The following is a 24,483-nucleotide window of genomic DNA, read 5'->3' as shown; positions in this document are numbered from 1 at the left end:
TTTGATCGCCGTCAACACTCGCACGCGCCCGGTGGCCGACCATGCACCCGACATCGTTTTTCCTGCGCCGGGACGCGGCGCATCACCTCGCGAGGCCTTCCATGAATTTCAAAACCATCCTCGTTCACCTGGACCATTCGGACCGCAGCCCCGTGCGCGCCGCGATGGCGGCCCGGTGGTCGCGCGCCCACGAAAGCCACCTGGTCGGTCTGGTTCCCACGGGCCTGTACGACGGCGTGATTCCGGCAGACGCCATCGCCACCGGCATGACCGATTACATCGCGGAGTCGGCCGACTACCTGCGCCGGCGCGCCGAGTGCATCTCGCGGGAGTTCAGGGAAGACATCGCCGCTTTGGGGCCCATGTCCTACGAGATGCGACTCGTCGACGGCGCCACGGTGGACGCCGTGGTGCGCTACGGCCATGCGAGCGACCTCGTGGTACTCGGGCAGGACGACGACGCCAACAAGCGGGACACCATCGTCCGCGCACTCGCCGAGCGCGTGCTGATGGAAGTGGGCCGGCCGGTGCTGGTTGTGCCCTCGGCCGGCACTTTCGACAAGATGCCCAAAAACATCGTCGTGGCCTGGGACGGCTCGCGCGAAGCCGCCATGGCCATGCAGGCGGCACTGCCGGCGCTGCATCGCTCCGGACATGTCACGCTCGTATCGATGCGCCACCCGCGCGATGAGGACAACGCGCAGCAGCTCCTGGTGCCGGACATGTGCCAGTACCTCCTACGGCATGGCGTGCAAGCGCGCGCCGAGACGCAGGTGACCGAGATCGGCTTTGCCGATGCGTTGCTGTCGCGGATCTCGGACCTTGGCGCCGACCTGCTCGTGATGGGGGGCTACGGCCATTCGCGTCTGCGCGAGCGCGTGCTGGGCGGTGTGACGCGGCAGGTCCTCGCGCAGATGACCGTGCCGGTCCTGATGGCGCACTGAGGTGGCGGCCCGCGCCGACGCCTGGGTGGAAAACCTGAGCCGTCTCGCGCGCGACGAAGGCCAGGCGCGCGTGCGTGTCGGCGACATCGTAGCCGCGGCAGGCGAGGGCGGCCTCGCCGCTGCAATCCTGTTCTTCGCGCTGCCCAATGCGCTGCCCTCCCCGCCGGGCATGTCGAGCGTGCTTGGCGCGCCGCTGCTGCTGTTTACCGCGCAACAACTCCTGGGTCGCCCCGCTTGGGTGCCGCAATGGCTGGCAGGCTTGTCGATCTCGCGCATGCATCTGGAAGCCGCTATGGCCCGGCTGGAGGGGCTGGCTGCATGGCGCCACGGCGTCAGCCGCCCGAGACTGCATGCGTTCGCCGGGCCGCTGGCCATGCGCCTGGCCGGCGGCCTGGGCTGCGTGCTGGCGTTGCTGCTGGTGCTCCCGCTGCCGCTGGTCAACATCCCGATCGGCATGACGCTGAGCCTGCTGTCGTTCGGCGGGTTGCGGGGCGATGGGCTGGCGGTGGTGCTGGGTTTTGCCGCGGGCATCGCCTCGCTGGCATTGGCGGGCAGCGTGCTGTGGGGCCTTTGGACGCTGCTTTGACGGAAGTCAAGGCTGGCTCGGCCAGCGGTGGCACGCTCGGCCCACGCCAATGAGGAGCCCACCGTGCCCGACAACCCGCCCGCAGGCCTGACCGACGAAGAAGCAGCACAGCGCCTTCGCAGCGACGGTCCGAACGTGCTGCCTTCCGTGTCCCGCAAGGGAGTGGTGCGCATCGCCTGGAACGCGCTGACGCAGCCGATGTTCCTGCTGCTGCTGGCGACCGCCGCGCTGTATGCGCTGCTTGGCGACCTGGGCGATGCCGGCATGCTCGCGGCCTCGGTGCTGATGGTGGGCGGGCTGTCGATCTACCAGGAGCAACGCACCGAACGCGTGCTCGAAGCGCTGAAGGATCTCTCCAGTCCCCGCTGCACCGTCGTGCGCGGGGGCCGCGTGCTGCGCATCGCGAGCCGTGAACTGGTGCGCGGCGACCGCCTGCTGGTGAACGAGGGCGACCGGCTGTCCGCCGATGCGCGGCTTCTCGAAGCGGTCGGGCTGCAGGTCGACGAGTCGCTTCGCACCGGCGAGTCGGTGCCGCAGGGCAAGCAGGCAGGTGGTGCCGGCGATGACGACGAGGCCGACAGCCGTCGGCTCTACGCGGGCAGCCTGGTGGTGCGCGGCGACGGCGTGGCCGAGGTGACCGCCACCGGCGCGCACACCGCGCTGGGCGCCATTCATCGCTCCATCGCGCAGCTCGCGCCCCGCGCGAGCCGGCTTCAGGACGAGCTGCGCCGGCTGGTCGGTCGTGTCGCATGGCTTGCCGCCTTCACCTGCGTCGTCGCGGCGACCGTGTTCGCGCTGCGCGAAGGCGCGTGGACGCAGGGCCTGCTGGTCGGGCTGACCCTGGCGATGTCGTTGATTCCCGAGGAGTTCGCCGTCGTCTGGAGCGTGATGCTCGCGCTGGGCAGCTGGCGGCTCGCGAAGTCGAATGTGCTGACCCGCCAGCCGCAGGCCATCGAGGCGCTGGGCACGACCACGGTCCTGTGCGTGGACAAGACCGGAACGCTCACGCACAACCGCATGGCGCTTGCGATGCTGCATGACGGCGAGACGGAATGCACGCCGGGCGCGCAGGCGTTGACGTCGCGCTTTCAAGGCCTGTTGCGGGGCGCGCTGCGCGCGAGCAGCACGGGCGGTGTCGAGCCGATGGACCATGCGGTGCGGGTCACCGCGCAAGTCGCCGGCCTGGACGGCGGAGATGCGGGATGGACACCCGGCCCGCGCCGGGGCATCCGCGACGGCTCGCCCTATGTCGTGCACTGGTGGCATGTGGCCGGCGAGTCCGGCCGGACGGTGGCGGTCAAGGGCGCCGCGGAGGCCGTGCTGGCCCTGTGCGATGCCGACCCTGCGCGCATGCAACTGTTGCGAGAGACCGCCGACCGCTGGAGCGTGGCCGGCCTCCGTGTGCTCGCGGCGGCCGAGGGGCACGCCGGGCAGACGGGCGACGACGCCGCGTTGCCCGACGGGCTGCGCCTGTCACCCCTGGGCCTGCTCGGCTTCATGGACCCCTTGCGCGAGGAGGTGCCCCGTGTCATCGAGGAGTGCCGGCGCGCGGGCGTGCGCGTGGTGCTGATCACCGGCGACGCGGCGCTGACGGCCCGGTCGATCGCGCGGCAGGCGGGACTCGTCGACGGCGGCGATGCCCAGGTCCTGAGCGGCAAGGCGCTGGCCGCGATGGACGACGAGGCGCTGCGCCGCTGCGTGCGCGAGGTGCAGGTGTTCGCGCGGGTCGACCCCGCTCAGAAACTGCGCATCGTGCGGGCGCTCCAGCAGCAGGGCGACATCGTGGCGATGACCGGCGACGGCGTGAACGACGCCCCCGCGCTCAAGGCTGCCGACATCGGCGTCGCGATGGGCCGGCGCGGCACCGACGTCGCGCGCGAAGCCGCCTCGCTGGTCCTGCTGGACGACAACTTCGCCTCGCTCGTGGAGGCGGTGCGCGCGGGACGGCGCATCTTCACTAACCTGCGCAAGGCGCTGGGGTATCTCTTCGCGGTGCATGTGCCGATCGTCGGCGTGGCGCTGATCCCGGTGGTGATGGGCGGGCCGGTGCTGTTGCTGCCGCTGCATGTGGTGCTGCTCGAGCTGCTGATCGATCCGGCCTGCTCGCTGGTGTTCGAGGCCGAGCGGGCGCCGGACGACAGCATGACGGTGCCGCCGCGGCCGCGCGACGAGGCGCTGTTCTCGCCGGCCTCGGCAGCGCGCGCGTTCGCGATGGGCGCGCTGGTCTTCGCCGGCGTGGTGGCGGTGCAGTGGGCTTGCCGCGCGCTGGATGCCACGCAGGAGGAATTGCGCATGGCGAGCCTCGGCTCGATCGTGCTGGGCAACCTGCTGCTGCTTCTGTGGTTCCGCGGCGCGGGCTTACGGCTTGCGCACACCAACACGGTGTTCCATGCGCTGCTGATCGGGGTGTGCGTGGTCTGGGGCCTGCTCACGGCGGTGCCGGGCGTGGGACGCATTTTCGGCCTGCCGATCGCACCGTCGCCGTGGGCGCTGTGGGTGGTGCTGCCCGCGGGCTGGGCGCTGTGGCGCCTTTTCGCGGCTTCACGAAATCAGTGAACCGGGAGCGCGACACATAGACATGGACACCACCCTGGTCGATGCATTGCGCGAAGCGCTCCGGCTGGAGACCGGGCAGCCGGTCGCGCTGGTCGAGACGCACATCTCCTGGGTCCTGCTCACGCAGACGCTCGCCTTCAAGCTCAAGAAGCCGGTGCGTCTGCCGTTCCTGGATTTCGGCAGCGTAGAGGCTCGCAAGCATTTCTGCGAGGAGGAGCTGCGCCTCAACCGGCGCTTTGCTCCCTCGCTCTACATCGACGTGGCACCGGTCTGCGGCACGCGCGAGGCACCGCGCATCGGCGGAGATGGCACTCCGATCGACCATGTGGTGCGGATGCGGCGGTTTCCGGCCTCGTCGCTGCTGCTCGACCTGCTCGAGACAGGCCGGCTCGAACCCGTGCAGCTCGACGGCTTCGCGCAACGGCTCGCGGTCTTGCACGGGAGCGCGGAGCGCGCGACGCCGCTGTCCGATTTCGGCAGCCCGGAGCGGGTCGTTCGCGCCGCGACGGACGTGCTCGCCGCATTGCGGGTGCAGGGCAGTGACATCCGTCTCGACGCGGTAGACGCATGGGTGCGGGAGCAGGGGCAGGTGCTGCACGCGGCCTGGATCGTCCGCCAGCAGGACGGCGCCGTGCGCGAATGCCATGGCGACCTGCACATGGCCAACGTGGTCCTGGTGGACGGCGCGCTCACGCCTTTCGACTGCATCGAGTTCGACCCGGCGCTGCGCTGGATCGACATGATGAACGACGTCGCCTTTCTCACTATGGACCTGAAGGCCCATGGCCGCTCCGACCTAGCGTTCCGCTTCCTGGACGCATGGCTGCAGCACAGCGGTGACTGCGCGGGCCTGCGAGTGTGGCGCTTCTACGAGGTGTATCGGGCGCTTGTGCGCGTCATGGCATCCGGCCTGGGACCGCGAGGCCCGCTGGCGGCGGTGCGGCCCGACTACCTGGCGTGCGCGGCGCAGCTCGCGCAGCAACCTCGGGGCGACGCGCGCCTGATGATCACGCACGGTTTCTCCGGCGCCGGAAAATCTAGCGTCGCCTCGCAACTGCTGTGCGCGGCGGGTGCTGTTCGCCTGCGCTCGGATGTAGAGCGCAAGCGGCTGCATGGCCTCGGTCCGCAGGCGCGCTCCGCCGGCCTCGGGCTCGACATCTATCACGCGGAAACGACCCGCAGGACATTCGAGCGGCTGCAGGCCTGCGCACGCGACGCGCTGCTGGCGGGCTACCCGGTGATCGTGGATGCTGCGTTCCTGCGCACTGCCGAACGGCAGCGCTTCCGTGCGCTGGCCGCCGAATTGCGCATGCCCTTCACGATCCTGGATTGCCGCGCCGAGTCGGAAACGCTGCGCCGCCGCGTGGCCGCGCGGATTGCCGCGGGCACGGATGCCTCGGAAGCAGGGCTGGCGGTGCTCGAGCGCCAACTGGCAAGCCACGATCCGCTGGAGGCCGACGAGCGCGGCCTGGCCATCGAGGTCTCCACGCAAGGGCCGGTGAACATCGCCCGGATCGCGGCGCGCTGGCGCGCCGCGGCCCCAGGCCCGTGAACCCATCACTGGATGGCGACCTCTCCGCTGGGCAGCGTGAACCGCTCGTGCTCGGTTCGCGCCTCCTCGGGTGCTCGCACCAGTAACACCGGCACGGGCGCCATGCGCAGGATGTGCTCGGCAGTGCTGCCCATCACCCAGCGGCCGATGCCACGACGGCCGTGGGTGCCGATCACGATCAGGTCGGCATTCGAGGCTTGCGCTTCGGCGATGACCTGGTCGTGCACCGCGCCCTTGAAGCGGTCGATCAATACCGTGTCGGCCTCGATGCCTTCCCCGGCCGCCTTGGCCCGCGCGGTCTCCAGCAGCTTCGTGGCATTGGCGCGAAGTTCTTCGAGCCAATTGCCGGCATAGCCCGAGTAGGCGTCCATGGCGAGCGCGAACGACAGCTCGTCGATTACGTGCACCAGGCGCAAGCGCCCGCCGGTAAGCTTCGCCAGCTGGATGGCTTCGGCCAGGCCGCGGCTGGATGTGGAACTGCCGTCGATGGGAACAAGGATTCGCTGGTACATGGCATGACTCCGGTGTGTGAATGGGATGGAGCCAGTATCCGGACAGAGGCGCTGTGCGGCTTGACATCGATCAAGCGGTGTGCCCGCCCGGTGGGTGTACGGCTTGATCTGGCGCAAGCCGGCACAAGGCGAAAGCGCGACCCTTCAGGCATGCCAAAGGAAGAACCCGTGACCCACGCCACCGTCCGCATCATTCGCCAGGAGCACGCCGCGCTCGCCGCCATGCTGCGCTCCATCGTCCTGCTGCTCGAGCAGCACCGAAAGAAGGGGACTTTGCCCGATTTCGCGACGCTGCGCGCCATGCTTTTCTATGTCGACGAGTTTCCCGAGAAGCGCCATCACCGCAAGGAGACCGAGCTGCTGTTTCCCAAGCTGCGCGCGAAGACGCCGATTTCGCGCGACCTGCTGGACAAGCTCGACAGCGATCACGCCCGCGGCGAGCGCAGGATCCGCGACGTCGAGCACGCGCTGCTTGCGTTCGAGATGCTCGGCGAATCGCGGCGCGAAGCCTTCGAGCGGACGATCGGCGAGTACGTCGACTTCTACCTGAACCACATGGCGCTGGAGGAGCGCGAGATCCTGCCGCTGGCCGAACGCGTGCTGACCGGTGACGACTGGCGCGATCTGGACGAAGCCTTCGCGCAGAACCGCGACCCGATGACCGGGCACGTGGCGGACTTCGAATACAACGCGCTCTTTACGCGCATCGTCAACGTCGTGCCCGCTCCCATCGGTCTGGGGCCGGCTCTTTAGGCCATCGCCTGTTCAGCGCGCCAGTACGTAGCCGCCGGGTGCACTGCACAAGGGAGGCAGGCCGCGATGCGGTGCGCCTATCGCCGGTGGACGGCGTCTCGGGCCCGACCGCGCGGCTAGCCATTGCTGCAGGCACGGCCACCACGAACCTTCGATGTCGCGAGACACGCCGAGGAAACTGTCCGGTGGCACATAGGCGCCGTTTCCTGCGCGCCGAAGCACGCGGTAGCTGCGGTGCGCATGGCCGGGCTCGCTCACGATGCCTGCGTTGTGGCCTCCCGTGGCGAGCACGAAGGTCACCTCGGTATCGCTCAGCAGGTTGAACTTGTAAACCGAGCGCCAGGGCGCCACGTGGTCGGTGCTGGTGCCGAGCAGGAAAACCGGCACGTCGATGTCTTTCAGCGAAACCGGCTTTCCGTCGACCAGGTAGTGGCCCTCTGCCAAAGCGTTGTCGAGGAAGAGGCTGCGCAGGTAGTCCGCGTGCATGCGATAGGGCATGCGCGTGCCGTCGGCATTCCACGCCATCAGGTTGGTCATGGGCGCACGCTCTCCGAGGAGCCACGTTCGAACCATCGGCCCCCAGATCAGGTCGCCAGGACGCAGCGCCTGGAAGGCGGCCGTCATCTGCTGCGCCCCCAGGAATCCTTCGTGCGCCATGAGGTCCTCCAGGAACGCCAATTGGCTCTCGTCGATGAACAGGCCGATCTCCCCGGGTTCGGTGAAGTCGGTCTGGGCGGCCAGCAGCGTGAGCGAAGCCAGGCGGTCGTCGTGATCGCGCGCCATGGCTGCCGCGGCAATCGCCATCAGGGTACCGCCCAGACAATACCCGACGGCGTGCACGCGGCGCCCGTGCACCACGGCTTCAATGGCATCGAGGCTGGCGCGAATGCCCAGCCGCAGGTAGTCGTCCATGCCGAGCTGCGCGTCGGCGGTGCCGGGATTCTTCCAGGAGACCGCGAACACTGTGTGGCCCTGAGCGACCAGGTAGCGAATGAGCGAGTTGTGCGGCGAAAGATCGAGCACGTAGTACTTCATGATCCACGCGCTCACGATGAGCACCGGCTCGGCGTGCACCGTCGACGTGGTCGGTGCGTACTGGATGAGCTCGATGAGTTCGTTGCGCAGGATCACCTTGCCCGGCGTGATGGCGACCTCATGTCCGGGCCTGAACGCCTCGGTACCGGCAGGCGGCAGTCCCAGGGCCCCGCGAGCGAAGTCTTCCACCCCTAGGGCAGCGCCGGTGGCCAGGTTGACGCCGCAGGTGGCCGCGGTTCTTTGCAGCACCTGCGGATTGGTCGCGAAGATGTTGGCGGGCGAGACCATTTCCAGCCATTGCCGCACCATGAACGCCACCAATTGCTCGTGATGCCGATCGACGCCTGGAACGCCGCGCACCATCTCGAGCAGCCGGTGTCCGGTGGTTTCGAAGGCCTCGCGGTACATGCTGAAGGGCCAGGCCGTCCATTCGTCCGCGCCGAGCCGGGAATCGTGTGCCCGCAGCCGCGCGGGCGGCGGAGCCTGATGCAGTGCGATCTGCGCATTGCGCCCGGGCTGCGTGGCGAAATGGAGCACCCAGTCGGACCAGGCAAGCATCCATGCCGCCGGCGACATGCCACCGACGAGCCGGCCCCAGGCCGCGTGGAGGGATCGATCGAGTTCGTTGTGCTCCGCGTTCACTTGGGTCCTTGCTGGAGAGTCGCGGCATCTGGTCTTCGGGTGCCGCGCATCCAAGTCTGCGGGCTCGCGCGCAGTCGGCCTTGCGCGGCATCAAGGTCCTGCCACTCAATGTGCATACGCTGTGGGAGCCCCCTCTTTTGCAACCCACCGGAGTTCAACATGCCGACCCACATCGTCGATTTCTCCGCCCGGTCCAAGGTGATCCGGGCCGAACCCTTCAACGCGCATTTCTGGCAATGCACACCCGCCGAATTCAGGACCTACCTGGGGAGGCCGCGCGAATTCCTGCGTAAGCTGGGCATCGTGGTGCCGCGCGAATGCCGCATCGAGACGACCATCGAGAACCACGACTGGCTCGAAGACCAGGCGCCCGAATTCGAGAGCGAGAGCGGCAACGACACGGTGATCTGCAACATGGGCAGCGGCGCGGCCGCCCGCTCGGTGTACCGGGTCGTGAGCTATGGGCGCGACGAGGCCGCGACCGGAAATGTCAAGAAGGCCTTGCTGCATACCGTGGACCACCAGCAGGTCGGCGATGAAAAAGGCAAGGCATCGCGCAAGGCAAAAAAGGACGGAAAGTCGAAGAAGAGGAAGGAGAACGCCGACCTCCGCGGCAAGGGCAATTGATGCAGCGTTGCCGGTTCAGTGCCGGCGGCGCGCTTCCGCCGCCGTCTGGCAGGCCGTGCAACGGATGGCGGTGGGCCGGGCCAGGAGCCGTGCGCGCGGGATCTCGTTGGCGCAGTCTTCGCAGATGCCGTAGCGTCCGCTCGCCAGACGCGCGATCGCCTGCTCGATCTCCTCGAGCCTGGCGCGATCGATCTCCACTTCGGCCATGTGCACGTCGCCGGCGCGCTCCGCTTCGGCTTCATCGGCATGGGTCTTCACTTCATGGCCGTTCTCGGCCAGCGCCGCTTCGGCCGAAGGCGCCGAGGCGCGCAGTTCGTCGAACACCTGGCGCCTCATCGTGTCCAGCTGAAGACGCAGTGCGCGGCGGTCGGTGGTGCCCAGATGTCTCATGGCGATGTCCTTTGCGATGTATGGATGAATGAATGGGTATTCGGGGGTGACGGTCTTGCGTTCAGGAGCGTTTGCTGGGCGAGGCCGGCAGGCGCACCGCCACGTAGGCGAACCGGTGATCGCGCATCACCAGCAGGGCGACCGTCTTTCCAGGCGACACCCGCGCAAGGCCTTGCCTGAAATCGTCCATGCGATAGAGCTTCACCGTGTTCAGGGCCACCACGACGTCGCCCGCCCGGATGCCTTCGCTGCGCGCGGGGCCAGAGGCCTCGCGCACCAGCAGGCCGCTGTCGACGCGCAGTTGCTGGCGTTGCACGGGCGAAAGCTCGCCCAGGCTCAAGCCCAGTCCGTCGTTCCATTCGGGCGCGGCCGCCGTGAAGCTGCTCTGGGGCGGCGCGGACTGCGCCCTCAACGACACCTGGAGCATGCGGCGGATACCGTGTCGCCAGACCTCCAGCTGCATGCGGCTGCCGGGCTGGCGTTGCGCGATCTGCTGGGGAAGATCGGCAAAGTGCGCAAGCGGCTTGCCGTCCAGCGACAGCACCGTATCGCCCTGCGCCAGGCCCGCGGCCTGTGCCGGGCTGTCCGCCTCGACGCGCACGACCAGCGCGCCGGTTGCCGACGGCAATTCGAAGGATTGGGCCAGGGCCGGGGTCACCTCCTGGAACTCGGCGCCCAGGTAGGCCCGGCGCACGGTGCCGTGCTCGCGCAGTTGCCCGGCGATCTGCATCGCCAGGTTGATCGGCACCGCGAAGGACAACCCCATGTACCCGCCATTGCCGCTGTAGATCATGGAATTGATGCCCATCACCTCACCGCGGCTGTTGAAGAGCGGGCTGCCCGAGCTGCCGGGGTTGATCGCGACATCGGTCTGTATGAAGGGAATGTCGCCGGCGCCCGCCAAGACGCGCCCGACCGCGCTGACAACACCGGCTGTCACGCTGCCATGAAAGCCGAAGGGCGAGCTGATTGCGTCCACCCAGTCGCCGGGCTCGAGTGTCGATGAGTCGCCGATGACAGCCACAGGCAACGCGGTGGCATCGATTTTCAGGAGGCCAACGTCGGTGCGCTTGTCGACACCCACCACGCGTGCCGTGAAGCGGCGCCCGTCGTCCAGTCGCACCTGGGCCTCGTCGATGTGGGTGACCACGTGGGCGTTCGTGAGGATCAGCCCGTTGCTGTCGATGATCACGCCCGAGGCGAGATCGCGGATCTGGCTTATCCGGGCGCTGGCCGGCAGCGGCCAGGCCAACCGGTCGGCGAAGTCGTATTCGGGGGCGATTTCGAGTTCAATGCTCTCCAGGCTTTCGTCGCGCCCGATGCGCAGCGTGCTGATGTCGACCACTGAGGTGCTGCGGCTGGCGGCCAGCGACGAGAAACCGGGCGCGGCAGCCCCGGCGCGCTCGACCGCAGTCGGCGCTGCCATGGCCTGGTCTGCAGGTGTCGACGCCGCCGCTGCGCAGGCGCCCAGCAGCGAAACGCCGGCAACAAGCGTGCAGACGAGACGGATGGCGCGGTTCATGGCGCACGTGGAAGAGAAGGCCGTCACGTCGCTTCGAATCCGGTCTTCAGATCGACTGCCGTGACAGCGTGACAGGCCGTACCACGGCGTGTGAATCCTCGGCGTTGGCGTTGGCGATGGCGGTGCCGAAGGCCTGCAGCCGGGCTGCACAGCTGCCGTCATCGACTTCGCGCATGGTGACGGCGGAGCTCAGGACCGGGGAGCGGCCGAGAAGTTTGCCGATCTCGGCCACCGCATTTGGGGCGCCTTGGCCGCCCATGACCGAGAGGACCGCGACTTCGGGCAGGCGGTCGCGTTGGCGCGCGACGAAGCTGCGCATGGGGCTGGCCAGTTGCAGCATCCAGATCGGCGACACCAACACCACCGCGTCGAAGTCGCTGGGCGGTGGGCCGTCGTAGCCAATGGCGGGTTGCCGCCGGAAGAACGAGTCGAGCATGCATCGCCAACTGCCCAGCGCACCGCTGCGCGGCCGCGCATCGGTGATCTGGGCCATGGGCCAGCCCTGCTGGCTGCACAGGAGTTCGGCGACCCGGCGGGACGTGCCGGTGTAGGAATAGACGATGACCAGGACGTTGTTCATGGCTGCCTCTGTCTCTCGGTTTCATTCACGGGCAACCAATGTAGGCAGCCAAGGGCAGCGTGACCTTGCGCTGAATCAATAACGCACGCCGTTGCGCAGGCGCGCTGCGCAACCCCGGTTTTCTTGATGTGGCGCAAGGCAGGCCTCGGGCCGCACAACGATCATTCGTGCATCGGGAAGCGTCCCCGGCAAAGGAGCCATCATGAAAATCCTGCTCGCCGTCGATGGCAGCAATTACACGAATCGCATGCTGTCCTACCTGCTCGCCCACAAGGAATGGGCGAGCGCGGGCCATGCATTCACTGTCTTCAATGCGGTGCTGCCGGTGCCGCACCGTGCCGCGGCCTTTGCCGGGCCGGACCTTGTGCATGGTTACCACGAGGACGATGCGCGCGTGGTGCTCGAACCGGTCCGCGCCTTGCTGACCGAGCACGGCATCGAGGCGCGCTTCGAGCACCGCATCGGCCATCCTGCTGAAGAGATTGCATCGTTCGCCCAGACGGAACAGTTCGATCTCTTGGTGATGGGATCGCGCGGCCACGGCGCACTGGCGAATCTGGTACTGGGGTCGGTCGCCACCAAGGTGCTGGCCGCGTGCACGGTGCCGGTGCTGCTGGTGCGCTGAATGAACGCCGGCACCCTGGCGCGAAGGACCATCGGCGCAGTCGCGGGCGCACTAGCGATGACGGCCGGTATGGGAGCCTGGTCGCAGACGCGCTCGTGCCTGGACCGTGCGCCGTCGGCCTCACAGGGCACTGACTTCGTGGCGGCAGCAGCACGACAGTCTCCTGCGGTTGTGAGCATCACAGTCGCAGGCGCGGGCAACGAATGGGCAGCCGCTGGCGAGATGCCACCGCCGACGCGTTGGGGGCAAGGCGTGGGGCGTGGTTTCGCATCTGGGTTCGTCTTCGATCCCGATGGGTACATTTTGACCAGCGCGCATGCGGTGACGGGGGCGCAGGCGGTCTCCGTCGTCACGGCGGATCAGCGTCGCTTCGACGCGGAGGTGGTGGGCATCGACCGCCGCACCGACGTCGCGCTGTTGCGGATTGCGGCATCCAATCTGCCGGTGGTGGCCGTCGGACAGAGCGGCGAACTCTGTCCAGGCGAATGGGTTGCGGCAATGGGCGCGCCGTTCGGCTTCGAACGCAGCGTGACCGCCGGCGTCGTGAGCGCCAATCCGCGCTACATGCCGGGCGGTAACGGCGTGCCGCTGATCCAGACCGATGTCGCGCTCAATCCCGGCAACTCGGGCGGCCCGCTGTTCGACGAACGGGGGAACGTGGTGGGCATGAACTCGATGATCTATTCCGCCAGCGGCGGGTACTTCGGCGTGTCGTTCAGCCTGCCCATCGATACCGCGATGCGGGTGGCGGACGAACTTCGCGCAACGGGGCGGGTGACGCGCGGCCACATTGGCGCGCGTACCCAGCCGCTGACGGCCGACCTGGCGCCGGCTTTCGGCCTGGATGCCGGCCTGGGCGCGCTGGTGGTGCGCGTCGATGCGGACAGTCCGGCCGAGACCGCGGGCCTTCGCAGTGGCGATGTGGTGCTGGCTGTCGGCGCCGCCGCAGCAGCGATGCCCTATGCCGAGATCCAAGAGCGTGTGGCCAGCGCCACCCAGGGCAGCCGGCTGGCCCTGCGTATCTGGCGCCACAGGGCGCCGTTGACGGTGCAGGTGGGCGTGGTCCAGAGCGCGCCGGAAATGCCGCCCAAGCTCGTTGCGCGTGCGGACGCGCATGAAGTCCGCTTCGGACTCGAGCTTACGGAACGCAAGGGCGTGCTCGGCATCAGCCTGCAGGACCCCGGCCTCTATGTGCAGGGCGTGTCGGGGTCGGCCCAGCGGGCAGGGCTGCGCTATGGCGACGCGCTGATCGCGGTCAACGACGTGCACGTGGCCGGCCTGGCGGATTTCGATGCGGCGATCCGGGCCATTCCGGAGAGCGACACCGTGGCGTTGCTGGTCATGCGCGGCGCGAACCGAAGCTACGTCGCGATTCCTCCCCGAGTGTCGAAGCGCGCGGCATTGACGCCTGCCGTGAGGCCATCGCCATGAAGTCGGTGAGTAGCGGCGTTCTGGTGTTCGATCCCGCGGGCAACCTGCTGCTCGGTCATGCAAATGAGAGCCACTACTGGGACATCCCGAAAGGCGAGGGTGCAGCGCAGGAGCAGAGCGCACAGACCGCCGTGCGCGAGGCCTTCGAAGAATTCGGGCTGCAGCTCTTGCCGGGGCAATTGAGGGAGATCGGACTTTTCAAGTACCGCAGGGACAAAGACTTGCGGCTCTTCACCGTTCTGGTGACTCCATTCGACACGAAACGCTGCGTATGCACCAGCTTCTACACAGACCGCCACAGGCGGCGGTGCCCCGAGATGAATGGATTCCGCTGGGCGCAGCCGGACGACCTGCCGCAACTGTGCGCGCCCAGCCTCGTTGCCGTGCTCACGCAGGCGATGTCGCTGCCTGCGATCCACGGGCAGTTGCTGTACGAGGTCGGGCCGGTCGATGCGGTGCCGTCGCCGCGCAACGCTCGCGTGGCTTGATCCTGCGCAAGGTCGCATACGGCCTCGCGCTCAAGACTGACCGCAGTCCATCCCAACATTCCAGAAGGATGGATTCACAACCCCTCACGAGGCCGCGCCATGAACATCACGTTGATGGGAACGCTCCAGTTCCTGAGTTTCAGCATTGCCACCCTCCTGGCCACGGGCGTTCTCGTGCTCGCTGGGCTGAACGAACGCGGCAACGCGCCGGACAGCCTGGCCTTGATCTCACACATAACGGAAGACCCACGATGAGCACAGGCCGCCGCACTTTCATGATCACGCTCGCCGCGACAAGCTCGGCCCTGTCGGCCACGTGCTCGCTGGCCCAAGCCACACTCGACGAGAAAGTCCCGCAGGCCGTGGCGTTGAGCTACGTCGGCGATACGGCGAAGGTCGACGCGAAAAAGTTTCCGAAGCACGACACACGCAGCCTCCAAGCTGAAGCGGCGCGCGTGCAGAAAGCGCGCAGACGAGTCTTCACGGGAACCTGCAGCTTTAAGCTCATTCGTTACGTTCGATGGAGGAGGGCAGTGGAGCCGTTTGTGCCGATGCCGATAGACCGTGTTCGAGTTCTTGCCATGAAACGGGGGCGCTGGTCTTCGGCACGAAGCCGACCTGCAGCCCGAAGATGCTTGCGATCTTCCCCAGTGTGTCGATGGTCGGATTGGTCTTGTCGCTCTCGATGAGCCGAAGACTCTGTACGCTGAGCCCTCGATGCTTGGCGAATTCTGGTTGGGTCAGGCGGCTGATCCGCCGCATGGCAGCCACGGCCTGTCCCACAGACATTCGCCCCGCCGCCATGGCGTCGTAGATCTCCTGGCGCAGCATGCGCTCGTGTGAGAGGTCCGGCGCTTTGCGTCGCTTATCCACGAAGCTTGCTCCGTGGTGGCCTGGGCAGAAGATCGCGCAAGGCATCCAGCTGCAATGCCTGCGCATCGATACTGCCGCGGCATGCCTCGATGACCGCCTGCTCCACGCCGCATTCCCTGGCCGTATCAGCCAGCGCCGCGACAGTGGGTGCGAAGGCATGGAGCGCGTGTGCGATGCGCTCTCTCTCCTGGTCGCTCACCTGAAGCGTTTCTATGACTTCGCTCCAGTTGCGCTGAAGTTTTCCAGCATCGTCGCGCCAGTGACAGCCTCGCGCCACGACCTCCGGATCCAGGAACATGGGGGCGAAGTCGAAGAGCGGTGTCAGCCGAACGGTGCCGTCGACAAGACGCTGCACGGCTGTGTTGCGTGCATGGTTGTCGGTGTTGCGCATGGCCAGATTCAGCACGTCGCGTCGAATGAATTCCACGGTTTCCGTCAACGGGTCTGACACGACCGAGCGCAAGCCTGAGAGCAGGAAGTGCTGGTTCTTAGGCAAACCGAAACCCCTCAAGTCGCAGATGCTTGCGAGGCTTTCCTGGTGCAGTCGTTGCACTTGAGTGTCGACGACGACTCGATCGAAGCGGCGTACGAACAAGACCTCCCCTTGAAGTTGCGGCGTGCTCGACATTCGCAGCCCACACGCAGCAGCGAGACGAAGGTAGCCGGCCTCATTGCGAAGGACGGTGCGGTCTGCCTCGCTTCTTCCGCGGGGCAACTTGAGCAACCAGTGTGTGGTGGCGCGTTCGTCGGGCAGTGCCATGTCTGCGAACCAGCGCCCGGCTTCGTCGGTCGTCAGCAGGAACTTCGGCGCGACACCCTGCACCCCGGTGGTGCCTGCGGCAAGCATGGCATGCAGGGACAGATGCTCGAGAAATTCCTCGCTGTGGTTCAGAACCTCTTCCATGGAAAAGCCACGTTGTGCGCCAGGATCAGCGCCGCGTGCGGCCTCCTCGCGGAAGAATTCCATTGCGCTCTCGAATCGCAGACAGCCGATCGGATTGAAAGCGCCGTTCATCACGAGCGGCAGCAACATGTTTTCGGCGTCTGCCAGACCCAGCCTGTCCAGCAGGTATCTGCGACCTCTGCCCTGTGGCACCAAGTCGTAGACAAAGGCCGGTGGGCGGCGATCCGGCTCACGGCCTGTGGGGCCGTCGACGAATCGGTCGGCTTCGATGCCCACGGGCAGACCCAACGCGATCGGCTGCGGATTCTCCTCGCTGAAAACGTACTCAGGCAGGTACTCGAAGCGGCAGCGATCCGCTCCCAACGCCTGGATCGTGGCGGCGGATTGCCATTGGCCGTTCGCATGCACTTCGATGGTCGTGCCGCGGGCAGCGGATGAGATGGAACGTCCCCGCATATTAACCATCATGATAACTAAAATCTTGAAGTTTTCAAATCAATTTAATCATTAAAGTAGATAAAATATGCGTTCACGTCGTCAGGCGAGAGCCGAGAAAATCCGGGGGGATCGGCAACGTTTCGATGTCTTTCGCAGGGAAAGCTTCGGGCAACTCCGCCGCCGCGGCTTTGTGGGAGCCCGTCTCCGCTGTGGGGCACCCCTGCGCATCGTCACCTTTCTTTCCGGTTCTTCGGCTGCAGGGCGCGGCGACGCGTCGGAGGAGCATTGGGGCATTGAAGGTGCGACACCTGGGTACAGATCCGCGACCACGCATCGCTGGTACGGCTGGCGAAGCTTGGTGTCCTTGACCATCCGCGGGAATGCAAACCTCCTGCCGTGATCAAGCATGTCCGTTGACGGTTGTCGCGCCGGGGTGGACGATCGATGGCATCGAGTCCGAGAACAAGGAGCTTATGAGAACGACCGTCACGATCGACGATACGTTGTATGAGGAAGCGCTCAAAGTAGCGGATCCGAGTATGAAAAAGGCGGATCTATTCAGGGAAGCGATCAAAACTTTTGTGAGAGTCCAGTCTGCAAAACGGCTTGCGGCGCTTGGGGGACAGATGCCCGAGATCTCCGATGTTCCTCGTCGGGACACGGCACCTGTTCATGACGCTGGTGCGAATTGATCCCTCGGTTTGAGTCGATCATTTTCGCGCGCGGAACTCCGCCTTGGAGCACCTGCTCAGCCCGGGCCAAGTATTGATTCATCCCATGGTGATGGTGAGCTCGCATGCGGTACCCCACCAGAGCGTACGCAGACGCTTGGATATCTCCATCACCCTGCAACATCTGCAGCCAGTCAGCCAGCCAGCGCGAAGTGCTCCTCTTCATCGAAAAAGAGCGTCTCTTTGGATGGGGGTGTGGCCTCGTGGACCTGACGCTTGTGGCATCGACGCTGATGACGCCTGGCGCCGAACTGTGGTCTCTAGACAAGCGCCTGAACGATATGACGCAAAGGTTCGAGGTCGGGTACCGACGTCCATTCAACGTTGGATTTCCAACATCCCGCGGCGTGCGGATGCGATCGCGGATGAACAGGTGTCGGAATCGACAGTTCGTTGAGCAATGCCCTTTGGGCGGCCCTGCACGATAGGCAGTGTGCTCGTTGCCCCCTGGTTACGTCGTTGACTCGCCATAGTCTTGAGGATGCATTTCTAAACAGTGCGAAGCAGCGGCCTGGCTTCGTACCGCAACGCCTCGCGGTGCTCGGGCGCCGCGATCGACACCATGGTCTCCACGCGCTCGCGGATCGTCAGCCCTCGCAGCCGGGCCATGCCGTGCTCGGTGGCGATCACGTCGACATCGCTGCGGGCGGTCGTCACCGGCCCATGGAGCCGGCTGACGATCTTCGAGCGGCCGTCCTTCCCAGTGGAGGGCAGCGCGATGATCGAGACCCCGCCGTCCGATTGCGATGCGGCGCGCACGAAATCGACCTGGCCCGCGACCGCGCCGATGTGGTCGCCCTCGATCGCTTCGGCGTTGACCTGTCCGGTCAGGTCGACCTCGAGCGCCGAGTTGATGGACACGAGCCGCTTGACGCGCGCCAGCGTGGCGGCGGCATGGGTGTAGCTCGCATGGCACAGGCGCAGGCCTCGGTTCTCGTGCGCGAAGCGGTAGAGGCGCCGGGTGCCGAACAGCATGCCGGTGACGGTCACGCCGGGATCGATGCCCTTGTGCGCATTGCTGATGGCGCCGCTCTCCACCAGGTCGACGACCGAGTCGCCGATCATTCCCGAATGGATGCCGAGGTCGCGGCGATCGGACAGCATCGCGACGACGGCTTCGGGAATCGCACCGACGCCGATCTGCAAGGTCGCCCGATCGGGAATGGCGTCGGCCAGCCTGGAGGCGATCTGCCGCTCGATCGCGCCGAAGCGCGCCGTGGGCAGTTCGATCGGCATGCGATCGGTGGGCACGGCCACCGAGATCTCGTCGGCGCGCAGCGGTTCGTCGCAGGGCGTCCAGGGCACGTTCGCGCTCACCTCGGCGATCACGACGCGGGCGCGGCGCAGGGCCGTGCGCAGATGGTCGTTGACCAGACCGAAGCTGTGCTCGCCGCGCGCATTGGCGGGGCTCACGAGCAGCATCACCACGTCGCTGCGGATCTGCCCGGCCTCGAGCATCGGGCCGATCGACGAGAAGTGGCACGGCATGGGGTCGAGCGCGCCCGCGGCCACGAGCTTCCTGAGCGACCCGATGCCGCCGATGCCGCTGAAGCGCAGGTGGTCGGCGTGCTGCGGGCCGAAGGTGCTGGAGAAGGCGGTGGTGCAGAAGAACACGCCGGCGCCGCTGAAGGCGGCGCGCTGCGCCACCAGTCTCTCGGTCAGGCTCAGCGGCTCGCCCGTGCCCTGGCCGAACACGATGCCGTCGCCGGGTCGCACGTAGCTGGCGAGGTCGAGGTCCTCGAGGCGCACGGTCCGCGTCATGGCCGTGCTCCGATGGGCTGGTGGGGGACGCAGGCGCGCATGCCGGCCTCGATGAGCCAGTCCACCGAGACGTAGCGCAGGTTGGCGCCGCGGCGCTGGAACAAGGGCAGTTCCTCGGTCGTGGCCGGATAGCCGAAGCTCCGGCCGAGGCCGTGCAGGGTGGCGCAGGCTTCGTCAATGGCGGCGAGGGTCTGCGGCGTGTGGCGTCCGCGCCGGCCGGCCAGCTCGTAGGCGATGTCGTTCGGACCGATGAGGAAGGCATCCACGCCCGGGACCGCGGCGATCGCATGCAGCGACTCGAGCGACGACCGGGTCTCGATCTGGATCACCAGCGACTTGCGGATCGCGTCCTCGCCGCAGGCGTAGCGCACGAGTTCCGCGGCCTCCTCGACCTGGGCCGCGGTCTCGATGTGCGGCACGACGAGCGCATCGGCGCCGCGGTCCAGCAGCCGGATCAGCTCGGGGCCCGCGCGCGAATGGGAGCGCACGGCCGCGGGCAGGCCGCAGGCACGCGCGGCGACGATCAGCTCCGCGGCCGCATCCAGCCCGATCCCGGTGCGTTCGCAGTCGATGAAGGCCGCATCCGCACCGTGGCGCGCAAGCAGTGGCATCAGGTCGGGATTGCGTCCGCCCACATTGACCATGGTCACGGGCTCGCGCGCGCGCAGCCGGGCGGTGAAGGCATTCGGGCTCGCGGCCATGGGGGAACGGTCACTGGACATCGGCGGCCACCTCCCGCGGCGGGACGCGGATGTCCGCTGGCTCGGGCTGGTGCCGGCGCTCTTCCCACAGGAAGTCGCGGGCCAGATCGGCTGCGTTGGGGCAGCCGATCTGCCCGAGCGTGAGGTCCAGTTCGGCGCGAAGAATCTCGACCGCGCGCTGCGCGCCGGCGGCACCGTGCGCGGCCAGGCCATAGCCCGCGGCGCGGCCCACGAAGCACAGCCGCGCGCCCAGGCACAGCGCCACCGCGATGTCGGAGCCACGCCGGATGCCGCTGTCGAACATCACGACCATCCGCTTGCCGACGGCGGCGACGACCTCGGGCAGCGCGTCGATGGCGGCGACCCCGCGATCGAGCTGCCGACCCCCGTGGTTGGAGACGATCACGCCGTCCACGCCCAGCGTCGCGGCGTGTTGCGCGTCTTCCGCGCTCAGGATGCCCTTGAGGACGAGGTGGCCCGCCCATTGCTGGCGCAGCCGCTCGACCAGCGACCACCGGTGCGGCGTGGGGACCTGCGACGCATAAAAGCTCGTGAGCTCGCGCGCACCGATGCCCGCGGGCGCATAGGGCAGGACGTTCTCCATCACCGGCAAGCCGTTGCGCAGGTAGCGCGCGACCCAGGCAGGATGGCGCAGTGACTCGAGGATCACCGCGGGTGTCGGCTTGTAGGGACGCACCCATCCGCTGCGCATGTTGCGCTCGCGCTTGGCGTGCAGCGGCACATCGACCGTGACCACCAGCGTCTCGATGCCGCTGGTCGCGGCCCGCCGCAGCAGGTCGGCCTCGATCTTCGCGTCCTTGCACGGGTAGTACTGGAGCCAGGCGCCCGGTGCTTTTTCCGCGATGGCCTCGGTCGTGGCATTCGAGGCGCCGGACAGCACGAAGGGCAGCCCGTTGCGATGGGCGGTCTCGGCCAGCAGCAGGTCGCCCTGGTGGCGCACCATTCCCAGCATGCCCATCGGTCCGATGCCGAAGGGCGAGCCGTAGGTCTTGCCGAACACGGTGACCTGCTGCGAGCGCGACGAGATGTCCACCAGGTAGCGCGGCCGCAGCAGGTGCGTCCGCAGGCGGCGCTCGTTGCGCGCGAGGGCCTCCTCGTCGTCGGCGCCGCCCTCGAGGTAGTCGTAGATCACCCGCGGGAGGTAGCGGCGTGCCTGGCGCTGCAGATCCGCGATGCTCAGGCATTGGGCAGGCGTGGTGCTCATGCGTGCGCGCCCTCCGCGTGGCCGGACGCCGTCCGCTGCGCCTGCGTGGGCGCGCCGGGGGTCTGCACTTCGGCGACCAGCACGTGCTCGCCGGCCGTGACGAAGATCCGCCCGCGGCCTGGCCCGCCGTAGGCGCAGTTGGTGGTCATGCGCCCGACCGGCGAATCCAGCCGCAGCGTGGGTTGGCCGAGCTCGTCGAAGATCCAGACCGCGCCCAGGCCCACATGGCACACGGCGATGCCTCCGCCTTCGTCGAGGGCGAGCCCGTCGGGACCGCCGCCACCCGACAGCTGGATCCAGCTGCCGACCTTGGTCACGAGGCCGTGCTGCTTCACGAGCGGCACACGCCAGATCGCGTTGGCGCGCGTGACGGCGACGAACAGCACGTCCTCGTGCAGGTTGAGCACCAAGCCATTGGGGCTGGGCACGTTCGAGAGCAGGCAGTCGAGCCGGCCATCGGCGGCGAGGCGATAGACGCGGCCGGTCGCATCGTGCAGGCCGGTCTGTCCCTGGTCGGTGAAGTACAGGTCGCCGTTCGAGGCGAAGCTCAGGTCGTTCAACCCCTTGAAGCGCTGGACGAGCGCGCGATCGAGGAAGGGCTCGACCTTTCCGGTGCGCGGGTCGAACACCATCAGGCCGTTCTTGTTGTCGGCGATGAAGGCGCGGCCGTCGGGATGGAACGCGAGGCCGTTGGGCTCGCCGTCGTACTCGAGCTCGCAGTGCATGTTCCCCTCGGGGTCGATCCTGAAGAGGCGGCCCCAGGGGATGTCGGTCACCCAGAGGTCGCCCCGGGCGTCGAAGGACGGGCCTTCGAGGAAGGCGGGCGCCTTGGCCCCGTGCAGCTGCACGTCGACCCAGGTGGAGCTTCTGTTCCTGGCGTGGAAGCGCTCGGGAACGGTGGCGAAGACTTCGAACTTCCGGCTTGGCGGTGCGGCGTACATGGTGCTCACTCCATCCGGATGCCAAGGTCCTTCACCAGCGGACCCATGTTGGCCGATTCGGACTTGATGAGCTTCACGAAGTCGTCGGCGCCGATCCAGTTCGCCTCCAGGCCGAGCGCGCCCATCTTGTCGCGCAGGTCGGGCATGGCGAGCACTTCCTTGAGGTCGTCCGAGATCTTCTGCCGGATCGGCGCGGGCAGGCCGGCCGGGCCCATGAGGGCGTGCCACATCGGGGCTTCCGAATTCTTCAGCCCGAGTTCACCCAGCGTGGGAACGTCGGGCAGCGATGCGATGCGCCGGGCGCTGTTGGTCGCCAGCGGACGCAGCTTGCCCGCCTTGAACAGCGGCGGATAGGCCGGCACGCCATCGAGGCCCGAATGGATCTCGCCCGACAGCAGCCCCTTGGTCACGTCGGCGCCGCTCTTGTAGGCCACGTACCGCGTCTTCACGCCCGCGTCGCGCATGAAGCGCTCGGCGGCCAGTTGCACGCCGACCACGCCGCCGCCCATCGTGAAGGCCTCGGGAGATTTCTTCGCCAGCGCGATGAACTCCTGCAGGGTGTGCGCCGGCAGCGTGTCGTTGGCCACGAAGATCAGCGGCACCGAGGCGATCACGGCGATCGGCGTGAAGTCCTTGAGCGCGTCGTACGGCAGCCTCGTGACGGCGAACTGGTTGACGGTGAGTGTGGAGTTGATCGGCTGGAAGAGGGTGTAGCCGTCCGGCGCGGCGCGCGCTGCTTCCACCGCCGCGATGATCGTGTTGGCGCCGGGCTTGTTGTCCACCATGACCTGCTGGCCCCAGCGCTCGGTGAGCTTCTGCGCGATGTGGCGCGCGGTCGCGTCGGCCGTGCCGCCGGCGGCGAAGGGCACGATCCAGCGGATCGGCCGCGTCGGCCAGTTCGGCGCGGCGGTTTGCGCGCCCGCGACGAGCGCGGACAGCAGGAGGCCGAGGCCGATCAGGCCGGCCAGCAGGTTCTTGAAGCACTTGGGCATGGATGTCTCCAGGGGTTTTTTGTCGAAGGGGAAAAAGAAGGGCGCGGTTCAGCCGCGCAGCGCGCGCGCCTGCGCCTGGTAGCCGGAGGGGTCGACGCGCACGTCGATCAGGCTCGGACCGTCGTGGTCGAGCGCGGCGCGCAGCGCCTGGCGGTAGCCGGCCTCGTCGTGCACGCTGAAGGCACGCAGGCCGAAGCCACGGGCGACGTCGGCGAAGTCGGCGCGGGACCAGCCGACGCCGGCGGGCGCCATGCCCCGGTTGCGCTGCTTGAGCGCGATCAGCGACAGGGCGCCGTCGTTGAAGACCACCACGCACAGCCGCGCGCGTTGCTGCGCCGCGGTGGCGAGTTCGCCCGCGCACATCATCAGGCCGCCATCGCCGGTGAACGCCAGCGTCGGCCGGCCGGGATCGTGCAGCGCGCGCGCGATGGCGGCGGGCAGGGCGAAGCCCATGGTCGCCAGGCCGTTCGAGATCAGCGCACCGCCCGGCGCATCGGCGCGCCAGAGCGCCATGGCGGAGAACATGTGGGCACCGGCGTCGACCGTGACCGCGGGCCGCGGCGACGCGGCCGCGTCGAGCGCGACCTCCACCACGGCCTGCGGCGACAGCGCCGAGCCGTCCTCGCCGCCCGCGCAGCCGAGGCGCTCGCGCATCCCGAGGCGCAGCGCGGCGATTTCCTCGGAGCTCCACTGCGAGCGGCGGCATTCGGGCAGCAGGGAGGCCAGCGCGGGCGCGATCGGGCCCAACAGGCTCGCCGCGGTCCGCACCGGCTGCACCGGCCGCGCGAACAGGGCGAGCTCCAGCACCGGCGCGTCGCCGCAGCGCACCGGGCCGATCAGCTCGACCGGGTCGAGCCCGATCGAGAGCACGAGGTCCGCCGCATCGAGCGTGGCTCGTTCGGCGGCGCCGCCCGTGACGTGGCCAACCGTCCATTCGGCGTCGTCGCTGAACAGTCCCTTGGCCTTGTAGGTGGTCAGCACCGGGCAATGCAGTTGCTGCACGAGCCGCGCCACCTGCTGCAGGGTTCGGGGCTCGCGCGCTTCCAGGCCCAGCAGGACGACCGGTCGCTTCGCTCGCGAGAGCAGGGCCGTGGCGTCGGCCTGCAACCGTGTTCGTGGTTGCGGCGCGATTACCGGCGCCGGCGGCGGCGCGGCCGCATCGATGGCCACGCGCCGTTTCGCATTGGCACCCGTCAACACGAGGTGCACCGGCCCCCAGGGCGCGGCCAGCATCGCATCGACCAGGCCTTCGAACTCGAGCGCCGGATCCTCGGACTCGAGCCGCGCCGCGGCCTTGACGACCGGCGCGGACATCGCGTGCTGGTCGAACACCTGGTGCGCATCGAGCGCGCGCTGCGCGTCGGTCCAGCCATCGCTGATGAAGAGCACAGGTGCCCGGTCCAGGCTCGCATGGGCCAGTCCGTTCATCGCACTGGCGGCGCCCGGGCCCTGCGTCGCGACGGCGACGCCGAAGCCATGGCGCAGTTCCGCATCGGCGGCGGCCATCAGCGCGGCGCCGGTTTCGGTGCGGCACAGTACGAAGTCGATGCCGTGGCGGTCGAAGGCCTCGATCAGGTCGAGCGAGCTGCCGCCGCCCGGCACGCCGAACGCGCGTTTCACGCCATGGGCCGCGCAGCCGCGCGCGACGAGTTCCGCAATGGATTGCTGCGTCAT

General features: G+C 67.9%; 24 protein-coding genes. 11 read left to right on the top strand and 13 right to left on the bottom strand.

Annotated elements, in window-relative coordinates:
- The first annotated feature begins 101 nt into the window (after positions 1-101).
- The 4 genes from ACODT0_RS31190 (at position 102) to ACODT0_RS31175 (ending at position 5,638) form a co-directional block, all read left to right on the top strand.
- On the top strand, positions 102-944 hold the full coding sequence (locus tag ACODT0_RS31190) for a universal stress protein (protein WP_431513232.1): 843 nt from the start codon (positions 102-104) through the stop codon (positions 942-944).
- A 1-nt stretch (position 945) separates the two neighbouring features.
- Positions 946-1,530: an exopolysaccharide biosynthesis protein gene (locus ACODT0_RS31185; protein WP_489043059.1), complete on the top strand. Its 585-nt coding sequence runs from the start codon at positions 946-948 to the stop codon at positions 1,528-1,530.
- 63 nt (positions 1,531-1,593) lie between these two features.
- Entirely contained in the window at positions 1,594-4,086 is a 2,493-nt protein-coding gene (locus ACODT0_RS31180) for a cation-translocating P-type ATPase (RefSeq protein WP_489043058.1), read from the top strand.
- Between the two features lie 22 nt (positions 4,087-4,108).
- Complete coding sequence (locus ACODT0_RS31175) at positions 4,109-5,638, top strand: bifunctional aminoglycoside phosphotransferase/ATP-binding protein (protein ID WP_489043057.1); 1,530 nt, start codon at positions 4,109-4,111, stop codon at positions 5,636-5,638.
- A 5-nt stretch (positions 5,639-5,643) separates the two neighbouring features.
- Here ACODT0_RS31175 and ACODT0_RS31170 read toward each other — a convergent pair whose 3' ends face one another.
- The gene (locus tag ACODT0_RS31170) at positions 5,644-6,150 is read right to left on the bottom strand and encodes a universal stress protein (protein ID WP_489043056.1); all 507 of its coding nucleotides are present in this window, start codon (positions 6,148-6,150) and stop codon (positions 5,644-5,646) included.
- A gap of 168 nt (positions 6,151-6,318) precedes the next feature.
- On the opposite strand from ACODT0_RS31170, the gene ACODT0_RS31165 reads away from it, so the two are divergent.
- Complete coding sequence (locus tag ACODT0_RS31165; RefSeq protein ID WP_261211861.1) at positions 6,319-6,903, top strand: hemerythrin domain-containing protein; 585 nt, start codon at positions 6,319-6,321, stop codon at positions 6,901-6,903.
- Between the two features lie 12 nt (positions 6,904-6,915).
- Here the strand turns inward: ACODT0_RS31165 and ACODT0_RS31160 are convergent, their stop codons facing one another.
- Positions 6,916-8,580 (bottom strand): PHA/PHB synthase family protein, encoded by a 1,665-nt coding sequence (locus ACODT0_RS31160; protein WP_489043055.1) that lies wholly within the window; start codon positions 8,578-8,580, stop codon positions 6,916-6,918.
- Positions 8,581-8,739: 159 nt separating this feature from the next.
- Here ACODT0_RS31160 and ACODT0_RS31155 point away from each other — a divergent pair, with 159 nt between their 5' ends.
- Positions 8,740-9,207, top strand: a complete 468-nt coding sequence (locus ACODT0_RS31155; RefSeq protein ID WP_261211863.1) for a hypothetical protein — start codon at positions 8,740-8,742, stop codon at positions 9,205-9,207.
- A gap of 15 nt (positions 9,208-9,222) precedes the next feature.
- Here ACODT0_RS31155 and ACODT0_RS31150 read toward each other — a convergent pair whose 3' ends face one another.
- From ACODT0_RS31150 to ACODT0_RS31140, 3 genes are all read right to left on the bottom strand, one after another.
- Entirely contained in the window at positions 9,223-9,597 is a 375-nt protein-coding gene (locus tag ACODT0_RS31150; protein ID WP_261211864.1) for a TraR/DksA family transcriptional regulator, read from the bottom strand.
- Positions 9,598-9,658: 61 nt separating this feature from the next.
- Positions 9,659-11,119 carry a trypsin-like peptidase domain-containing protein gene (locus ACODT0_RS31145; RefSeq protein WP_489043054.1) on the bottom strand — a complete coding sequence of 487 codons (1,461 nt, stop codon included), beginning with the start codon at positions 11,117-11,119 and terminating at the stop codon, positions 9,659-9,661.
- A 46-nt stretch (positions 11,120-11,165) separates the two neighbouring features.
- On the bottom strand, positions 11,166-11,699 hold the full coding sequence (locus tag ACODT0_RS31140) for a flavodoxin family protein (RefSeq protein ID WP_489043053.1): 534 nt from the start codon (positions 11,697-11,699) through the stop codon (positions 11,166-11,168).
- 202 nt (positions 11,700-11,901) lie between these two features.
- Between ACODT0_RS31140 and ACODT0_RS31135 the strand changes: the two genes are divergently transcribed.
- The 4 genes from ACODT0_RS31135 to ACODT0_RS31120 all read left to right on the top strand — a co-directional run bounded on the left by ACODT0_RS31135 (position 11,902) and on the right by ACODT0_RS31120 (position 14,498).
- Entirely contained in the window at positions 11,902-12,324 is a 423-nt protein-coding gene (locus tag ACODT0_RS31135; protein WP_489043052.1) for a universal stress protein, read from the top strand.
- Positions 12,325-13,755 (top strand): trypsin-like peptidase domain-containing protein, encoded by a 1,431-nt coding sequence (locus tag ACODT0_RS31130; RefSeq protein ID WP_489043051.1) that lies wholly within the window; start codon positions 12,325-12,327, stop codon positions 13,753-13,755. It begins immediately after the preceding gene.
- The gene (locus tag ACODT0_RS31125) at positions 13,752-14,243 is read left to right on the top strand and encodes an NUDIX hydrolase (RefSeq protein ID WP_489043050.1); all 492 of its coding nucleotides are present in this window, start codon (positions 13,752-13,754) and stop codon (positions 14,241-14,243) included. The genes ACODT0_RS31130 and ACODT0_RS31125 overlap by 4 nt, the downstream gene beginning before the upstream one ends.
- Before the next feature lie 99 nt (positions 14,244-14,342).
- A complete protein-coding gene (locus ACODT0_RS31120) occupies positions 14,343-14,498 on the top strand; it encodes a hypothetical protein (RefSeq protein WP_489043049.1) in 156 nt (51 codons plus the stop codon).
- A 249-nt stretch (positions 14,499-14,747) separates the two neighbouring features.
- On the opposite strand, the gene ACODT0_RS31115 is transcribed toward ACODT0_RS31120, so the two are convergent.
- Together ACODT0_RS31115 and ACODT0_RS31110 are read right to left on the bottom strand one after the other, a co-directional pair.
- On the bottom strand, positions 14,748-15,116 hold the full coding sequence (locus tag ACODT0_RS31115; protein WP_489043048.1) for a helix-turn-helix domain-containing protein: 369 nt from the start codon (positions 15,114-15,116) through the stop codon (positions 14,748-14,750).
- Positions 15,109-16,476 (bottom strand): type II toxin-antitoxin system HipA family toxin, encoded by a 1,368-nt coding sequence (locus tag ACODT0_RS31110; RefSeq protein ID WP_489043046.1) that lies wholly within the window; start codon positions 16,474-16,476, stop codon positions 15,109-15,111. The genes ACODT0_RS31115 and ACODT0_RS31110 overlap by 8 nt, the downstream gene beginning before the upstream one ends.
- 455 nt (positions 16,477-16,931) lie before the next feature.
- Between ACODT0_RS31110 and ACODT0_RS31105 the strand changes: the two genes are divergently transcribed.
- Positions 16,932-17,150, top strand: coding sequence for a type II toxin-antitoxin system VapB family antitoxin (locus tag ACODT0_RS31105; RefSeq protein ID WP_489043067.1), 219 nt, complete (start codon positions 16,932-16,934; stop codon positions 17,148-17,150).
- 528 nt (positions 17,151-17,678) lie between these two features.
- Here ACODT0_RS31105 and ACODT0_RS31100 read toward each other — a convergent pair.
- From ACODT0_RS31100 to ACODT0_RS31075, 6 genes are read right to left on the bottom strand one after another with little or no spacing between them, the layout of a single operon-like run.
- Positions 17,679-18,950 carry an acetyl-CoA hydrolase/transferase family protein gene (locus tag ACODT0_RS31100; RefSeq protein WP_489043045.1) on the bottom strand — a complete coding sequence of 424 codons (1,272 nt, stop codon included), beginning with the start codon at positions 18,948-18,950 and terminating at the stop codon, positions 17,679-17,681.
- Positions 18,947-19,651, bottom strand: a complete 705-nt coding sequence (locus ACODT0_RS31095; RefSeq protein WP_489043044.1) for an aldolase/citrate lyase family protein — start codon at positions 19,649-19,651, stop codon at positions 18,947-18,949. The genes ACODT0_RS31100 and ACODT0_RS31095 overlap by 4 nt, the downstream gene beginning before the upstream one ends.
- Before the next feature lie 10 nt (positions 19,652-19,661).
- Positions 19,662-20,876, bottom strand: coding sequence for an alpha-hydroxy acid oxidase (locus ACODT0_RS31090; protein WP_489043043.1), 1,215 nt, complete (start codon positions 20,874-20,876; stop codon positions 19,662-19,664).
- Positions 20,873-21,817 carry an SMP-30/gluconolactonase/LRE family protein gene (locus ACODT0_RS31085; RefSeq protein ID WP_489043042.1) on the bottom strand — a complete coding sequence of 315 codons (945 nt, stop codon included), beginning with the start codon at positions 21,815-21,817 and terminating at the stop codon, positions 20,873-20,875. Before ACODT0_RS31085 ends, ACODT0_RS31090 begins: the two co-directional genes overlap by 4 nt.
- A gap of 5 nt (positions 21,818-21,822) precedes the next feature.
- Complete coding sequence (locus ACODT0_RS31080; protein ID WP_489043041.1) at positions 21,823-22,809, bottom strand: Bug family tripartite tricarboxylate transporter substrate binding protein; 987 nt, start codon at positions 22,807-22,809, stop codon at positions 21,823-21,825.
- 48 nt (positions 22,810-22,857) lie between these two features.
- Positions 22,858-24,483: a thiamine pyrophosphate-binding protein gene (locus ACODT0_RS31075; RefSeq protein WP_489043040.1), complete on the bottom strand. Its 1,626-nt coding sequence runs from the start codon at positions 24,481-24,483 to the stop codon at positions 22,858-22,860.

Source organism: Variovorax sp. FG153 (assembly GCF_057809595.1).
This window is presented reverse-complemented; position numbering and strand designations above follow the sequence as displayed.

Excerpts from the sequence above, each read along its gene's own strand:
- ACODT0_RS31190 (WP_431513232.1), top strand. The coding sequence starts at position 102 with ATGAATTTCAAAACCATCCTCGTTCACCTGGACCATTCGGACCGCAGC.
- ACODT0_RS31095 (WP_489043044.1), bottom strand. The coding sequence starts at position 19,651 with ATGGCCGCGAGCCCGAATGCCTTCACCGCCCGGCTGCGCGCGCGCGAG.
- ACODT0_RS31120 (WP_489043049.1), top strand. The coding sequence starts at position 14,343 with ATGAACATCACGTTGATGGGAACGCTCCAGTTCCTGAGTTTCAGCATT.
- ACODT0_RS31130 (WP_489043051.1), top strand. The coding sequence starts at position 12,325 with ATGAACGCCGGCACCCTGGCGCGAAGGACCATCGGCGCAGTCGCGGGC.
- ACODT0_RS31105 (WP_489043067.1), top strand. The coding sequence starts at position 16,932 with ATGAGAACGACCGTCACGATCGACGATACGTTGTATGAGGAAGCGCTC.
- ACODT0_RS31170 (WP_489043056.1), bottom strand. The coding sequence starts at position 6,150 with ATGTACCAGCGAATCCTTGTTCCCATCGACGGCAGTTCCACATCCAGC.
- ACODT0_RS31145 (WP_489043054.1), bottom strand. The coding sequence starts at position 11,119 with ATGAACCGCGCCATCCGTCTCGTCTGCACGCTTGTTGCCGGCGTTTCG.
- ACODT0_RS31110 (WP_489043046.1), bottom strand. The coding sequence starts at position 16,476 with ATGCGGGGACGTTCCATCTCATCCGCTGCCCGCGGCACGACCATCGAA.
- ACODT0_RS31155 (WP_261211863.1), top strand. The coding sequence starts at position 8,740 with ATGCCGACCCACATCGTCGATTTCTCCGCCCGGTCCAAGGTGATCCGG.
- ACODT0_RS31135 (WP_489043052.1), top strand. The coding sequence starts at position 11,902 with ATGAAAATCCTGCTCGCCGTCGATGGCAGCAATTACACGAATCGCATG.
- ACODT0_RS31080 (WP_489043041.1), bottom strand. The coding sequence starts at position 22,809 with ATGCCCAAGTGCTTCAAGAACCTGCTGGCCGGCCTGATCGGCCTCGGC.
- ACODT0_RS31085 (WP_489043042.1), bottom strand. The coding sequence starts at position 21,817 with ATGTACGCCGCACCGCCAAGCCGGAAGTTCGAAGTCTTCGCCACCGTT.
- ACODT0_RS31140 (WP_489043053.1), bottom strand. The coding sequence starts at position 11,699 with ATGAACAACGTCCTGGTCATCGTCTATTCCTACACCGGCACGTCCCGC.
- ACODT0_RS31175 (WP_489043057.1), top strand. The coding sequence starts at position 4,109 with ATGGACACCACCCTGGTCGATGCATTGCGCGAAGCGCTCCGGCTGGAG.
- ACODT0_RS31125 (WP_489043050.1), top strand. The coding sequence starts at position 13,752 with ATGAAGTCGGTGAGTAGCGGCGTTCTGGTGTTCGATCCCGCGGGCAAC.
- ACODT0_RS31150 (WP_261211864.1), bottom strand. The coding sequence starts at position 9,597 with ATGAGACATCTGGGCACCACCGACCGCCGCGCACTGCGTCTTCAGCTG.
- ACODT0_RS31100 (WP_489043045.1), bottom strand. The coding sequence starts at position 18,950 with ATGACGCGGACCGTGCGCCTCGAGGACCTCGACCTCGCCAGCTACGTG.
- ACODT0_RS31090 (WP_489043043.1), bottom strand. The coding sequence starts at position 20,876 with ATGAGCACCACGCCTGCCCAATGCCTGAGCATCGCGGATCTGCAGCGC.
- ACODT0_RS31075 (WP_489043040.1), bottom strand. The coding sequence starts at position 24,483 with ATGACGCAGCAATCCATTGCGGAACTCGTCGCGCGCGGCTGCGCGGCC.